This window comes from Methylobacterium sp. WL12, from assembly GCF_008039475.1.
GTDB lineage: Bacteria > Pseudomonadota > Alphaproteobacteria > Rhizobiales > Beijerinckiaceae > Methylobacterium > Methylobacterium cerastii.
This window is the reverse complement of record NZ_VRUW01000098.1, coordinates 1-14,969: the sequence shown is the minus strand read 5'-3', so window position 1 is coordinate 14,969 and position 14,969 is coordinate 1. Positions and strand designations below refer to the sequence as shown.

Genomic DNA, 14,969 nt, shown 5'->3' with positions numbered 1-14,969 from the left:
CCCATATTCCGACGCCTTGAGCCGAACAGTTAAGTCGACATGATGTGTATACTCAATTATATTTGCTAAAGAAGTACTTCCAAATTCAATGCTGTTGCGTTTGGCAGCACTATTTGAGCTTGAATGGCGTTTCATAAATAACATTCCGACTAAATTTAGCGTCTAAGTAGCATCAGCGTGCGATTCGAGCCCGGTAAGATTCTGCAGCTCGGATAAAAGGTTAATTATTTCTGTATGTATCTGTCAAATGAATGATGCGGTGAGCTCCTTTTTCCTGATTGGGTCAGCTTCGAGCAGCTTCAGCTGCAACGACAGGGAGTGCAGAATCGGTAGTCTCGGCTCATTCGGGTCTCGATATTTTGTGCCGTGCCCCGCCTGAGCGGTTGATTCTGATCCATAACTGAACCGGCATACGCCAGAGCGTGGCCGAACTGGGGGCGGCATGAGCGCGGGTCACGGACGACACGAGTTGAAGGGGGCCTTGCAGCGCAGTGCCGGCGCCTTCCTTGGGGTGGCCTGGATGAGCGCGCTAATCAACGTGCTCACACTTACTGGCTCGTTTTTCATGCTAGAGGTCTACGACCGTGTTATCCCTAGTCGCTCCATCCCCACCCTGATCGGTTTATCTGTCCTGGCGCTGGCCCTGTTTGCAGCACAAGGGCTGCTTGAAGCCTTGCGGGGGCGCACCCTATCGCGCATCGGCGCTGCCCTCGATGCAGACCTCGCCAAACGGGCCTTTGGCTTGAGCCTTCAGGCGCGGCTGCGCGGTGCGAATCCGGAGGCCGCTGGTCAGCCGCTGCGTGACCTTGATCAGATCCGCGCCTTTCTCGCTGGATCAGGGCCGGCCGCGTTGTTCGATTTGCCCTGGTTGCCGGCCTACGTCGCGCTTTGCTTCCTGTTCCACCCGCTGATCGGCGTCGCTTCTATCATCGGTGTTTTACTACTGGTCAGTCTGACGCTGGCCACCGACCTCGCCTCGCGCGCGCCGGTCCGTGCTGCGCATCATTATGCCGCCAACCGGCAAGCCCTCTCTGAGGCGGCTCGCCGCAACGTCGAGGCGGTGGTGGCCATGGGGCTGCAGGATCGGCTCTGCCAAGTCTGGGAGGGGGCTAACCGCGCCTATACCACCGCCCAGCAGCACAGCTCGGACGTTACGGGCGGTCTTGGTGCGGTTTCGAAGACGGCGCGCATGGCGTTACAATCCGGGGTACTCGCGTTGGGCGCTTGGCTGGTGATCAACAACCAGGCCAGTGGCGGCATCATTATCGCTGCCTCGATCCTGGTGGCACGTGCCCTAGCGCCCGCCGAACTCGCAATCGCCAACTGGCGCGGCTTCGTCGCAGCACGGCAGAGCTGGGCACGGTTGTCAGAGACCCTCGAACGCCTGCCGGCTCCGACCCCGCCCCTGGTACTGCCGGCACCGTGCGCCTCACTTGTGGTCGAGGGGATCAACGTCGTTCCACCAGGTTCCGGCCGGGCGAGCGTGTACGACGCGAGCTTTTCGCTCAAGGCCGGCCATGCGCTTGGCGTCATTGGCCCCTCGGCTTCGGGTAAGTCGAGCCTAGCTCGCGCCCTGGTGCGGATCTGGACACCGGTTCGCGGACGCGTCCGGCTCGACGGGGCCGCCCTCGATCAGTGGTCGCCCGAGGGGCTCGGCCGCCACATCGGCTACCTGCCGCAGGAGGCGGAGCTGTTTGCCGGCACCGTGGCTGAGAACATCGCCCGGTTCGATCCGCAGGCGTCCGACGAGGCCGTGGTCGCGGCAGCCAAGGCCGCTGGCGCGCATGCGCTGATCCTCGGCCTGCCGCAGGGCTACGACACGCTGCTGCGAGAAGCCGGTGCCGGGCTCTCGGCCGGGCAGCGTCAGCGCATCGGGCTGGCGCGGGCGCTCTATGACGATCCGTTCCTGGTGGTGCTCGACGAGCCGAACGCTAACCTCGATGCCGAGGGCGAGCACGCCCTGACGCAGGCGATCCTCGGGGTCCGAGCCCGTGGCGGGATCTGCGTGGTCATCGCTCATCGGCCGAGCGCGCTGGCGGCGGTGGACCACGTGCTGATGATGAACGAGGGCCGGGTGCAAGCCTTCGGCCCGAAGGACGAGGTGTTCAAGCGCGTGCTGCGCCCAGCAGCGGTCGCAGAGGTGCCGTCTGAGGCAAAGGCTGAACCGTCAGCGTCTGCTGCCTCTCGCGCCGCCAGCCTGCCACGCGCCAAGCCGCTGAACGAGATGATGGAGCACCGGGCGTGATGGCGACGGGATCTCTCCTCCTTTCCGGAACAGACGGTCTGGCGCATCCGCGCGCCTCAATCCAACGTCAGCTGCTGCTGGCCGGGCTGGTCTCGTTTGCCCTGGTGCCGGGCATTGGCGGCTGGGCGACCTACACCCAGATCTCGGGTGCCGTGATCGCGCCCGGTCAGCTTGTGGTCGAATCTGACGTGAAGAAGGTCCAGCACCCCACCGGCGGCGTGGTCGGCGAGTTGCGGGTCCGCGAGGGCCAGCGGGTTCGAGCCGGCGACGTGCTCATTCGCCTCGACGAGACCCAAACCCGGGCGAACCTTCAAGTGGTGCTCAAGGCGCTGGACGAGCTTACCGCTCGACGTGCCCGTGACGAGGCTGAACGAGACGGGACGAAAACCATCGCCTTTCCAGCCGCCCTGCTAGCCCGCAAGGGCGAGAAGGAGGTGTCCCACCTCGTGGATGGGGAGGCCCGGCTGTTCGAGGCACGAGTGGCCAGCCGAGAAGGCCAGCGGGCGCAGCTGCGTGAGCGCATCGCCCAGCTGCGCCAAGAGATCGGTGGGCTTACTGAGCAAGCTGCAGCCAAGGCCAAAGAGGTCGCTTTAATCGGTACTGAGCTAACGGGGGTCCGCGACCTCTACGCTAAGAACCTCGTGCCGATTACCCGGGTGACGGCGCTGGAGCGAGACGCTGTCCGGCTTTCAGGCGAGCGGGGACAACTCGTGGCTTCCACCGCTTCGGCACGGGGGAAGATCGCCGAGACCGAATTGCAGATCCTTCAGATTGATGGCGACATGCGAACCGAGGTTGGCAAGGACCTGGCCGAGATCCGAGGCAAGTGGTCGGAACTTACTGAGCGGCAGGTGGCCGCCGAAGACCAACTCAAGCGGGTAGACCTTCGTGCACCGCAGGATGGAACGGTACATCAGCTCAGCGTTCACACCATCGGCGGCTTAGTGACGCCATCCGAGCCGGCGATGCTGATCGTACCGGAGGCCGATCAGCTGATGGTCGAGGTGCACATCCAGCCTCAAGACATTGACAACGTGAGGACGGGGCAACGGGCGATCCTGCGCTTTGCAGCTTTTAATGCGCGTACAACACCGGAAATCGACGGTATCGTCTCCCGGGTCTCAGCGGATGTCACGAGTGATCAGAAGACCAACCAAAGTTATTACACGGCTCGCATTGCTCTGTCGGACGTGCAGCTGAACCGACTGGGCGAGGTGAAGCTGATCCCCGGAATGCCGGTCGAGGCACACCTGCAGATCGGCGATCGCACTGTACTGAGCTACCTAATCAAACCACTATCAGATCAAGTGGCAAAAACCTGGAAGGAAAAATAATAAATCAAGGTAGCAAGCTTTAAATAAGATCGAGCCTAATTATTTATCCAGCCGCTACAAACGCCTTAAAACATTGTATCATTCAACAATTCACTTGTCGTATATAGTAAAAAGGGATGCGAAATGGTTACTAAATTCAGCAATGGTTTTACTATCGATGGAACCCTAGATGATGACTATCTGCAGGGTTACAACGCTCCCGGCTCTCCGGGAGATAGTGGTCGGGATCAGCTTCTAACAGGTTTTAGTTTTAGTAGCTATCCAACGTATAAGTTGGTTCCAACGGGTTTTGGTGGTTTTGTAACATATACAGAAACGAAGACGGAAGTCTTCGATGGGAACGATACAATACTTGGCGGCCAGGGTAGTGATAGCCTTTTTGGCGGCGGCGGCAATGATACTTTGATTGGGGGAGCCAGTAGCTTCAATGGCAACGATGATATCATGTATGGAGGGTGGGGTAATGACCGCCTAATTGCCGGGAATGGTGCTGAAACTTCAGATGGTGGAGATGACACACTATTCGGAGGTCCCGGCGATGATATCATGTTCGGGATGGATGGCTCCGACGACATCGATGGAGGAGACGGAGTAGATGTCGCGATTTTCGAAAAGCCAATAGAGTCATATAAACTATATTATCACAACGGAACATGGACTTTCGTTGACATAGAAAACGGCGATCAGGACAAGGTAAAAAATACTGAGTACGCTTTCATCAACACTTCACATTCTCCATCTATTGATGGAGCATTAGCGCGTATACAGAAGTTCAAAACTGATCCGAAAGCAGAAGTTGACGTTATAGACCTTAGGCCCCATCTGTATTTAGACTTCGAAAACTCCATACAAGAAAGATTTAAGGTTGTCCATAAGATTATAAACGGCGAACCCGATGACTTGGATTTTGCAAATTTCAAAGTCGATTCATCACACCCGGCGATGGCTTTAGCGAATTTTACGCCTGCTCAACAGGATGAGTTGGTGAAAGAGGTGCAGAAGGTATTTGACCAGTCGAAGCTCGGAATAGTAGTAGTAAAAGATAAGCCAATAGAGCAGAATTATCACTCAATTCGCTTTAGTAGCGAGAGCGTGGCATACGAGGGGATTCAAAAAGACGCTTCAGGTAATACAGTATTGGATCCAAACGGAAATCCGGTGCATATTATTGCCCGTCTGAATGGACAGGCCTACCAGGGAATCGATACTTTTAACAAAAAAGACGACGATGTAACTGCCGTATTTATGGATCCTAACGCTACGCAATTATCAGGTAGTAAAGACGCCATTTCCGCAATAGCACATACGGTCGCCCACGAATTTGGTCATAGCTTGGGTGTCCGCCATGTTAATCCCATTCCTAACTCCGGCATCGAAGTCGAAGATTATCAGCCATATGCCGGGATTGAAACATTCACAAATTCGGTTTCTCAGATATTAGAACCGCCGGATAATTCTGGCAAGAATTTAGATCCCAACGCAGGGACGCACAATCCAATCTACCATATTAGCCATTACTTTCTTGGACGGGACAAAAACGATCTTATTGATCGACATATAATGCCTGGATCCTACGATACGATGTCATATAAGACTTACGTATACAACATAGTTTTCAGCTCTCTGAGTCAGTCGCTTGAAAACGTATCAATTTCGTATAAAACAGATTTTTCGGCACTTTTAACGGGTGCTGAGGAATATAGTTCGTTAAAAGTTCTTGCCCAAAGCCTACAAGCCGGCGAAACGCTTTCATTTGAGGTACCTCAGGGCCAAACCTTCCAGTTGGTTGGCTCAACCTCAGATGAAAACAACATCGACTTTTTCGTTGACTTTTCTGGGAATTTAGGAATTCCAACAGAAGTATCATCTGGATCAGCAGTTTCGTCGGACGGGGTGATCTTCCAATCTTCAAATGGCCATCAGCCAGTTCAAATTGGTGCTGTTAAGGTTCTGAGTGTTCAGGAAGAGGTACTTAAATCCGGCGACGAACCTTCGGCAAATGCCCCGGTGGCGACGAACGACACCGTAAATGCCACGGCAGGACAGACCAAGGTCATCAATGCGGCTACGTTGCTGGCCAACGACACGGATGCAGATGGCAACCCGCTGTCGATCACAGGCGTGAGTGGCGCCAGCCACGGCACCGTCATCTACGATGCTGGTACCCAGAAGGTCACCTTCACACCTGACGCTGGCTATACGGGTCCAGCCAGCTTCGACTATTCCATCTCGGACGGTCAAGGTGGCACCAGTCAGGCCAACGTCGCTGTGACTGTCACAGCACCCGTCAACAATGCGCCTGTTGGCGTCAGCGATAGCTACACCACCAACGAAGACACGGGGCTGACGATCGCGGCAACAACCGGCGTCCTGGCGAACGACACGGATGCCGATGGCAATCTCCTGACCGCCACGGTTGTCTCAGGCCCGGCCCATGGCGCTCTCACCCTCAACGCTAATGGCTCGTTCACCTACACGCCGAACGTCAACTACAACGGGTCGGACAGCTTCACCTACAAGGCCAACGACGGAACTGACGATAGCACTGTGGCAACCGTCAGCCTGACCGTGTCCGCCGTCAACGATGCTCCTGTGGGCGTCAACGACAGCGACACGGCAGTGGCAGGTCAGGCCAAGGTGATCGCCGCCACAACGTTGCTGGCCAACGACACGGATGCAGATGGTAACGCTCTGTCTATCACCGGTGTGAGCGGTGCCAGCCACGGCGCGGCGGCGTTCGATGCCCTGACCAACACCGTCACCTTCACGCCTGATGCAGGCTACGCCGGCGCTGCTTCGTTTAGCTACGCCATCTCGGATGGCCAGGGCGGAACCGCTCAGGCCGACGTCAACATCAATGTGAGTGCTCCAATGCCGACCAACAACGCTCCCATCAGTGTGAACGACAGCTACAGCACGAGCGTGAACACCGCGCTGACGATTGCAGCAGCGGCGGGCGTTCTGGCCAACGACACGGACGCAGACAACAATCCGCTCACTGCTACCCTCGTCGCAGGCCCAAGCCACGGTGCGCTGACACTGAACATGGACGGATCGCTCGCCTACACACCGGACGTCAACTACACCGGGGCCGACAGCTTCACCTACAAGGCTAACGACGGTACGGACGATAGCAACGTGGCAACCGTCAGTTTGACGGTCAGCCCTGCTGCGCCCGTCAACACCGCCCCTGTTGGCGTGAACGACTCGGTGAATGCCACGGCGGGTCAGACCAAGATTATCGATGCGGCTACGTTGCTGGCCAACGACACGGATGCAGATGGCAACGCTCTGTCCATTACCGGAGTCAGTGGCGCCAGCCACGGAAACGTTAGCTACGATGCGGGTACCCAGAAGGTCACCTTCACACCTGATGCCGGATACACGGGTCTAGCCAGCTTCGACTATGCCCTGTCTGATGGTCAGGGTGGATCCGGTCAGGCCAGCGTCGCTGTTACGGTAACGGCGGCCACCCCACCTGGTTCGGTGGGTATAACGCTATCTCCCACAAGTGCCGGGCAATTACCTGCTGGCGTTACCCCAATTGGCGGTCTAGTCCTAGACCTCATTGGCGTGAACGGAGTGCGCGTAGTCAGTCAGGTTTCTGCTGCTGATCTGTACCAGGGATATTTCAGTACAAATCCCGGACAGATTGGTACGCAGTCCGGATTTGATTCGACTGTTATAAACGCCTTGGGCGGCGGAATCGCAGAGGTGGCCGTCCGTGTTACCCTCTATGACGGCGATACTGCGGCCGGTAATTTTGACTACAACGCCAATTCGCTTTTGCTAAATGGGATAGAATTTGGGAATTTCAGTTCGGTCTTGACACAGGAAACATCCTCGGATGGTAAGACGATTTTTCTTTCTGAACTAGGCTTTCAGAATGACGCTTTGAACACGGGATGGTTCTACTCGAAGAATGCATCCACTCTGTCACAGCTGTACACCTCGCTTTCCACTGCGCATCAGGTCGTCTACGGACTTAATGATACCAGCGATGTGGGAGATAACTTCTTCGACTTCACGCGCGGTTTGAGCGGTGGACTTATTAACGTCGGCCAGCCGCCCATCATTACCCCTCCGGCGAACCAAGCGCCTGTTGGTGTGAACGACACCTACAGCACGGATCAGGGTGTTGCGCTGACGATCCAGGCCGCAGCAGGTGTGTTGGCCAACGACACGGATGCCGACGGCAATCCGCTGACTGCGGCGGTCGTCGCAGGCCCGGCCCACGGCGCGCTGGCCCTCAACGCTGATGGTTCGTTCTCCTACACGCCGGATGCTAATTACAGCGGCGCCGACAGCTTCAGCTATAAGGCCAACGACGGCACCGCCGACAGCGCGGCCACCACCGTCAGCCTGACCATTAACGCTCCGGCCCCCTCTGGTGGAGGAGGCGGTGGTGGTGGTCCCATCATTGCGCCGACGGCCGTCGATGACGTCTATCAGGCGGCTGCGGGTACGCCCCTCGTCGTGGCAAAGAACGGCGTTCTGGGCAACGACAACCTCGGCGAACTCGTCTCGCTCACTGTGGCAGCGGTCAACGGAAGCTCGGCCGGTGTCGGCCAGAGTGTGGCCGGCCTCTATGGCCACCTTGTTCTCAACACCGATGGATCGTTCACCTACACCGCCGACAACCTCAGTGCTGCGCCAACGGGTCAAAGCCTGACTGAGCACTTCACCTACGACCTGCCAGATAAGCGGGGCGACGGCACCGCAAACCTGGACATACAGATCAACCGAGCTCCCGTTGTCGAGACAACCAACATCGATCTGGCCACAGCCACGCCGACCGATAATATCAGCGGTGTTCTGGCCACGGCCTTCGACCCCGATGGGAATCCACTTACCGTCGCCGGCGTCCAAGGTCTGTCCACTAACGTCGGACACAGCGTTGTGGGGCAGTACGGGACTCTGATCCTCAACGCTAACGGCACCTACACCTACGAGTACGACAATTCGAACCTACCCGTTCGCTCTGAGGTCCACGACGTCTTCAGCTTTTCTGTCTCAGACGGTCATGGAGGGCTCACCTCCTCGACCCTAGACATCGCTGTGCCAGGGCCGACGACTACGCCCGAGCATCCGTTGTTTGGCTCGGTGTCACACGGCACGGACAGTGCCGGCGGACAGGTGGTTGCTCTCTATGATGCGATCTTCGATCGCGCTCCCGATCCGCTCGGCCTCGAGCAGTGGTCTGAAGCGCTGAAAACGGGCATGTCCTTGCGCGACTTGGCGACTGTTTTGTTGTCCTCGTCCGAGGCACAAGCTCATCTCGGAGCTCCCGATAATGCGACCTTCGTCGCTGAACTCTATCAAACCACCCTCCATCGTGGGGCTGACGCGCTCGGTGCTCAAACTTGGGTTGATGCGCTGGATCACGGAGCCTCACGGGCAGATGTCTTGCTAGCCTTCGCCTTCTCGACTGAAAACGTGAGCAGCCTGCAGCTTGCCTTCGACACGGGGATCTTTACGCCGGACCGACAGGCGAGTGATGTAGCCCGGCTCTACTATGGCGTTCTCGATCGAGCTCCGGATGCCGGTGGTTTGGCAGGCTTCACGGACCTGGTAGAGCACGGCACGTCCCTGGCCCAGGTGGCCCAGGGAATGCTGGATTCTTTCGAGTTCCGCACGGCTCATGCGAACCTCTCGAACGCCGACTTCATCGATTTGATCTACGAGAACGCTCTGGGTCGCAGCCCTGACGAGGGCGGACTGACCGGGTGGACCGCGGCTCTGACAAATGGAGCCTTACGAGCAGAGGTCGCCGTTGGCATCGCTGAAAGCCTAGAGGCACACCTCCACCTTCTGCCGAAGGTCGAGGCCGGCTGGCACCTCGCTGGCTAATCGAGCGAGAAGCACAAAAGGACGTGAGAGCCAGCAGTGCTTTCACGTCCTCACGTCAGCCGGGCTGATCATGCCATCCGGTACCGTTACGATTGGGCAACTGATCCAGTTGGCTTCAGGAGCATAGCACTCCCGTGACTGGAGGCTGAAGGGGCTGAGATCGCGCCTTACGCAAGCAGAAGGCCGTGATACGTCTGGGCAGCATGGTTCGCGATGTTCTCGGCACTTTGTGAGAAGGCAATGAGCAGATCCGCACGATCCATGGTGTGACTGTCGAGAGCATTGGTCCAGTGAGATAGGCCCTCCGTTTCTGCCGTACGGTGCAGCGCCGTCTCGTACAGCTCAGACACGAAGCTGCGGTTGCCTTGAGCCGAACCGAAGTGGAGCACAAATTCGTCCGAGGTCAGGAAACTTTGAGCGACGCTCTTCAGGCTCACGCCTGAATCCAAGACATTGGTCCAATTCCCAAGGCCAAGCGTATCCGCCGCCCGGTCAAAGGCCGCTCCGTAGAGCCGCGCAGCCGCTCCCGCTGTGCCGTCGAGATCAAGCGCCACCGTGTGGTCGGCAAACTGGACCCGCTCCACACCCGAAAGCACATCGATTTTGCCATCGGTACGCGCCAGCTTCCAGGAGCCATCGGCACCTTGCGATACGCTCCAATCCTTTAGGGCACCGGTTTCCACCGCCACGTCATGCCCCGCCCCGCCTGTAATCTTGGCCGCGCCCACGCTGCTGACGAAGAGGTCGTTGCCCGCCCCGCCGATAAAGGTGCCAGTGCCGTGGCCACCCACCAGCACGTTGCCGGCATCGTTGGCAATCAACGTCACGGCCCCGTCACCCGCCATGGCTGTCTTGATCAGGCTGTCGGCGGAAAGATGCAGGTCGTGCCCGGCAATCGTCGAGGTTGCCCCTGCATGGAGATCGATAACGTCGCTGGAGGTTGTAGCCGAAGCGTTGATCACACCAAGCCCTGAGGTGCTGTGCAGGACATCGCGGCCGCCGCCGAGGCTGCCGTACGCATCGGTGAACACGAAGGTCTCGTTCGCCGTCACCGGTGCCCCATGCAGCGACAGCGTCGCGCCGGTAAACGTGCCGGCCGCTGCACCGGCGCCTTCACTGACCCGCAGCGTCCAGGTGCCAAGCCCGCTCTCACCCAGGAAGGCGTTGGAGGCCAGGCTGAAGCTCTGGAAGTCGGCGCCGCCACCGACGTGGTTGAGGAGCGTACTCACCGTACCATCCGGCGAGACAAGGTGGACGGTCAGATCACTCGTCTGGGCATGGCTGCCCGTGAGTCGGATCTCGGCGGACTCCACGTCGATGGCTTGCTTGACGGCGAAGCTGTAGCTGATGCTGGTGTCGGCGGTCAGCGTCTTCCGCTCGGTCGCGCTGACATCGAAGTTGAGTTCGTTGGCCGACGTACTCTGCGCCGTCCAGGTCTGAGCCAAACGGACAGCCGTATGGGCGTTGATGACGCCGTAGCCGGTGTCGTTGGAGAACAGCATCCCGCCGCCGTTCCAGTGCGTGCCGCCGTTGGTGACCGCGGCGATGCCGGCAGGCTGCTCGGCGGCGTAGGCGAGGATGGTCTTGACGTCACGCCAGCCGAGGTTGGCGTTGGCCTGAAGCATGAGGGCAACCGTGCCGGTCACCTGGGGGGCTGCCGCTGACGTGCCACCGAAGCTATCCGTGACATCGCCCGTGGAGTAGCCGGCAGCACCCACGAGGTCCGTGGTGGTGATGGCGCGCGATCCACCCGAAGACGGAGCAGAGACCAGGAGCGACGCACCCGGATTAGAGTAGGGGGCAACCTGGCCCTCAGACGTAACCGCTCCCACGGTTATGAGGCGATGATCGTTGGTGAAGTTCGACAGGTTGGTGTCGCCGCCCGTAGCGCGGACATTACCACCAGCCACGACCTGAACGGTGCCCAGGCCGTGGCGGCCATGGTCAGCGGCGGCGTCGAGGTTGGCGAAGAAGGCCTTCCAAGTTGATTGGGCCTGGTTAACGTAGAATGGGGTGTCCCAACCATAGGAGTTATTGGTCACATCGAAGCTGGCCGCGTTGGCCAGCGTCGCAGCAACGGAACTCACTGAGGCGCCAACGACCTGATAGGCGGTCAGGCTGGCGTCGTAGGCGACACCAAGGGGAGCCTCGGCGGAAGGCTTGGCGTTGATGATGCCGGAGACCGCCGTGGCATGCTTGGCGCCATCATCAAACACACCGACGGAGACGCCTTTGCCAGTCACCGAGGTCCAGGCGGCCGTGGCACTGATGCCAGGCATGGCGGCATTGTCCTGGAGGTTCCAGAGGGCCTGCGAGCTCGAGGTCGCGCCTGCGTTCTTAAGGGCGATCTGGTTGGCCAGGGTGGACCAGGTGCTGAGGGCGGGCATGGGTCTGCTCCGAAGATGTTAGGAGCAGAGTACGAGCAAAGGCTACATGGTTGGTTGAGGTATGTAGTTAAGCAGAGATCACTCTCGACCATGGAGAACAATCCATGAAGTTAGCGGGTGCTTAATCTCACTGGATTGCTCGACAATCCCTTGTTAGGTTTACTGATCCACTTTCAGGCCTGTTTATGCAACAACCCGCTGGCGTGGGTAGGATGAAGCGGAGAGTGACTGCCCCTGGCTGGTCAGGAGGGTGACAACGGGAAGAAGCGTTGTCCTCCACATCCGCGCCGGATGGACGTCCATTGGGCGACACAATGCTAATCGAGCAGAACAAGGTCTAGGGTCAATTCAACCAAGGCTCTGACAGAGCTAAAAATTGATCTGCCCTGTTCAGGGGCCCGCAGGTGAGCAGATTCATGCCTTCAACACGAGTGAGTACGGAGCTCATACCAGACACCTTGGATTGCAAGCTGATATCCGACGTTGTAAGGCAGGGATGCTCAGTCATACTGCGGTTGGTTCTGGACCGACTCGCATGCGTGACATGGCAATGTCCGATCTGCCTTAACCTTGATTGGGCGGAGCGCCTCGTCCACAGCAGTAATCCGCCCACGCCTGCATGACGGTCCGGCGCCGCTCGAAGCTGTCCGTTCGCCGATAAGCGCGCTCGACTACCGTTCCGATTTGATGGCCTAGTGCCTCTTCGAGCAGTTCACGGGCGAAGCCGACATATTGTAAAGGGTACAGGCGGTACCGGCGGTATCCGAAGGGAAAAATTTGCGGAACCGGGTCGTACGGCGCGGTCTGTAAGCCGGTACCCGAGCGTTGTTCGCTGATTGCCATGGCCCTTCGCTTCCGGAGAGCGGTTCTCGGGACATGCAATCCGATCCATTATAAGCTCGGTGGTAGAGAAGACCGCTTAACTCGCTTATCCCTGGGGGTACTTTTGGGGGTATATTTTATTTGATTCATCAAAATAGCGTTTAATATCAGTGTTTTAATGTTTTGATATGAGGTTCTCCGTCTCCGCCACTCCATTTCGTGGCGAAATTCTATAGCCTTTACAGCGACTTGCGGGACCCCGATTTTCGGTAAGTCCCCAACAAGTACCCAAATCCCTGGGCTTAGAGAGTACCCAGGGTGTCCAGGCTTTCCACGCTTCCGACTACCGAGACCGGGCCGCCTCGCGCTCCCGGCGCTCTGGGCCGAGCTTCCTTGCGAGGTCGGCCGGGGATTTCGCCCGCACGAACCCGCGGCTGACCTGACCGGACAGGCTCGCCATCTCCGTCAACGCGTCGCCCAGCGCCCGCCGCAGGGCATCGCGCGCGTCGCCGTCGGCGGCCTCCATGTAGGTGCGTTCGAGCTCGTCCACGATAGTCTCCACCGTTTCGTCCATGAGAACGAATAGAGAACAGATCGGCCGGGAGTCGATCCCTGGACGCGACATTTCGGCCCGAGGTCAGGGCCGCCTACGGCATGCCGGGCTTGCGCCACGGGTCGGCTTCGGCGCGCTCCCGCCGGGAGCTGGGCTGAGGCTTGTAGGGGAAGGCATCCCGGTTCTCTTCCAGGGCTTCCCAGACGTGGTCCGGTACGCCGAACGGGACCGACCAGTAGTCGACGTGCTGGCCACCCTTGGCGATCATCTGGACGTAGCCGAGCGACAGCAGCTCCCCCGCGTAGCCGCAGTCGGAGGTGTTCGTGAAGGTACGGCGCTTGTGGTGCAGCAGGTAGCCGAAGATCTGCCGCTCCTTGTCGCTGAGGAACGGGATGTACGAGACGAACTCCCGCTTCCGCTTGGCGGCGAGCCGCTTGTACAGGTGCGCCTCGTAGCGCGGCTTCACCGCCCAGCTGATGCCCCGGTAGATGGCCGCCAGCAGCAGCCCGATCGCGAGCCCGCCCGAGAGCAGCCCGACCAGGGCGATGCTGAGCCCGACGACCTCCGGGATCGCCATGGGCAGGAGGCCGAGGCGGTCGAGGTAGATGGCCGCCCCGCACGCGAGCGCGAGCCCGAAGAACGCCGGGAGGCCGGCCTTCAGGAAGTCCAGCCATTTCGCGTCGGGGAACACCATGCCGCCAAGGTAGAGCGCCGCCTCACCCTGGGGGATCTCAGGTAGGCCCCCGCTCCACAGGTTTAGGCACGGACCGTTGCCTCTGCCTCAGCCCTCGCCGCGCGCAAGCGCGACGCCGACGGCGAGCCACAGCGGGATCGCCAGCGCGGCGAGGATGACCAGCACGTGGATGCCCTGATGGGTCATGGGTCCCCTCCATCAGCTATAGGCCGACCACACGGCCGGGAGCTCGCCCCCGCCGCGGATCCGGGCGTCCTCGTGGACGAAGCGCGCCAGGGTGAGCTCGGTGTGCCCGCCGCGCGGGGCTTGCCTCTCGCCCGGGGCCGGCTCAGTCTGGCCGGCATGACCAGGGAAGGTGACCGCTACCCCGTCGAGGACGGCCCCGGCTCCGGGGCCGCGTCGAGCTCACGCTGCGTGTGCTCGTGGGCACCAAGAGATCCACGGTCATCGTCGCCGACCCGATCACTGGGCATGCCCTGAACAGCGAGGTCGTCCCTCAGGATCTGGGCAGTCCCCTATGCGCTGCTCCGGCCGCTGGGCCTCTTCTACCGATTCGCCTGGGAAGTGGCCGACGTCGGATTTACCTGGGACCGCCCCTATGTCGTCGACGGTAGCAAGCTCACGCGCCGCTTCGGCTTTGAACCGACACCCTTCGAGGTGGGCGTTCCGGCCACCGTCCACGCGTTCGCCAAGGCCGGCTGACAGGGCCGCGAGAGTGGGATCATTCAGCGTTGGCTGACATTTTGGAATGAGGATGTTGGCCCGCTGGACACGCTGGTCGTGAACGAGATCCTTCCATGCGGTGCTGATCGGTCAGATCGGTGAAGGCCAGCTGCGTGGTTGCGAGACGCTTCGTGCCTGGATCACGACCGCGCTGGTAATCAGGCCACCCGCGCGATGGGAACAGCGGCAATGTCCGTTCTCAAGCGGTTCGGCAGGATGTTCGAATGACCGCTCAGGGTCGGGACCCGTCCGTCCGCTCTACGACTGGGCTGGGTGGTTCTCTGCCGGTCCGTTTTCGAGCGGTGTTGAACGGCTTCCACTTCCAGATCTGTTTTGGCGCGACATTTGCCCTGTCTGAGCA

General features: G+C 59.5%; 8 protein-coding genes. 4 read left to right on the top strand and 4 right to left on the bottom strand.

Going from position 1 to position 14,969, the window contains the following annotated elements; genetic code table 11:
* The first annotated feature begins 442 nt into the window (after positions 1-442).
* The 3 genes from FV226_RS23810 (at position 443) to FV226_RS23795 (ending at position 9,429) form a co-directional block, all read left to right on the top strand.
* Positions 443-2,245: a type I secretion system permease/ATPase gene (locus FV226_RS23810; RefSeq protein ID WP_147764869.1), complete on the top strand. Its 1,803-nt coding sequence runs from the start codon at positions 443-445 to the stop codon at positions 2,243-2,245.
* A complete protein-coding gene (locus FV226_RS23805) occupies positions 2,245-3,579 on the top strand; it encodes an HlyD family type I secretion periplasmic adaptor subunit (RefSeq protein WP_147764868.1) in 1,335 nt (444 codons plus the stop codon). Before FV226_RS23810 ends, FV226_RS23805 begins: the two co-directional genes overlap by 1 nt.
* 123 nt (positions 3,580-3,702) lie before the next feature.
* Positions 3,703-9,429 (top strand): Ig-like domain-containing protein, encoded by a 5,727-nt coding sequence (locus tag FV226_RS23795; protein WP_187278836.1) that lies wholly within the window; start codon positions 3,703-3,705, stop codon positions 9,427-9,429.
* 167 nt (positions 9,430-9,596) lie between these two features.
* Here FV226_RS23795 and FV226_RS23790 read toward each other — a convergent pair whose 3' ends face one another.
* From FV226_RS23790 to FV226_RS23780, 3 genes are all read right to left on the bottom strand, one after another.
* Complete coding sequence (locus tag FV226_RS23790; RefSeq protein WP_147764866.1) at positions 9,597-11,816, bottom strand: DUF4214 domain-containing protein; 2,220 nt, start codon at positions 11,814-11,816, stop codon at positions 9,597-9,599.
* A 1,165-nt stretch (positions 11,817-12,981) separates the two neighbouring features.
* Entirely contained in the window at positions 12,982-13,188 is a 207-nt protein-coding gene (locus FV226_RS23785; RefSeq protein WP_246691718.1) for a hypothetical protein, read from the bottom strand.
* 97 nt (positions 13,189-13,285) lie between these two features.
* A complete protein-coding gene (locus tag FV226_RS23780) occupies positions 13,286-13,885 on the bottom strand; it encodes a hypothetical protein (RefSeq protein ID WP_147764864.1) in 600 nt (199 codons plus the stop codon).
* A gap of 564 nt (positions 13,886-14,449) precedes the next feature.
* On the opposite strand from FV226_RS23780, the gene FV226_RS28165 reads away from it, so the two are divergent.
* On the top strand, positions 14,450-14,587 hold the full coding sequence (locus FV226_RS28165; RefSeq protein ID WP_187278835.1) for a hypothetical protein: 138 nt from the start codon (positions 14,450-14,452) through the stop codon (positions 14,585-14,587).
* 179 nt (positions 14,588-14,766) lie between these two features.
* Here the strand turns inward: FV226_RS28165 and FV226_RS28370 are convergent.
* A partial coding sequence (locus tag FV226_RS28370; protein ID WP_210246541.1) for a hypothetical protein occupies positions 14,767-14,969 on the bottom strand: 203 nt, incomplete at its 5' end.

Bases quoted from the DNA above. Each gene is read 5' to 3' on its own strand.
- FV226_RS23805 (WP_147764868.1), top strand. From the start codon at position 2,245: ATGGCGACGGGATCTCTCCTCCTTTCCGGAACAGACGGTCTGGCGCAT.
- FV226_RS23795 (WP_187278836.1), top strand. From the start codon at position 3,703: ATGGTTACTAAATTCAGCAATGGTTTTACTATCGATGGAACCCTAGAT.
- FV226_RS23790 (WP_147764866.1), bottom strand. From the start codon at position 11,816: ATGCCCGCCCTCAGCACCTGGTCCACCCTGGCCAACCAGATCGCCCTT.
- FV226_RS23810 (WP_147764869.1), top strand. From the start codon at position 443: ATGAGCGCGGGTCACGGACGACACGAGTTGAAGGGGGCCTTGCAGCGC.
- FV226_RS23780 (WP_147764864.1), bottom strand. From the start codon at position 13,885: ATGGTGTTCCCCGACGCGAAATGGCTGGACTTCCTGAAGGCCGGCCTC.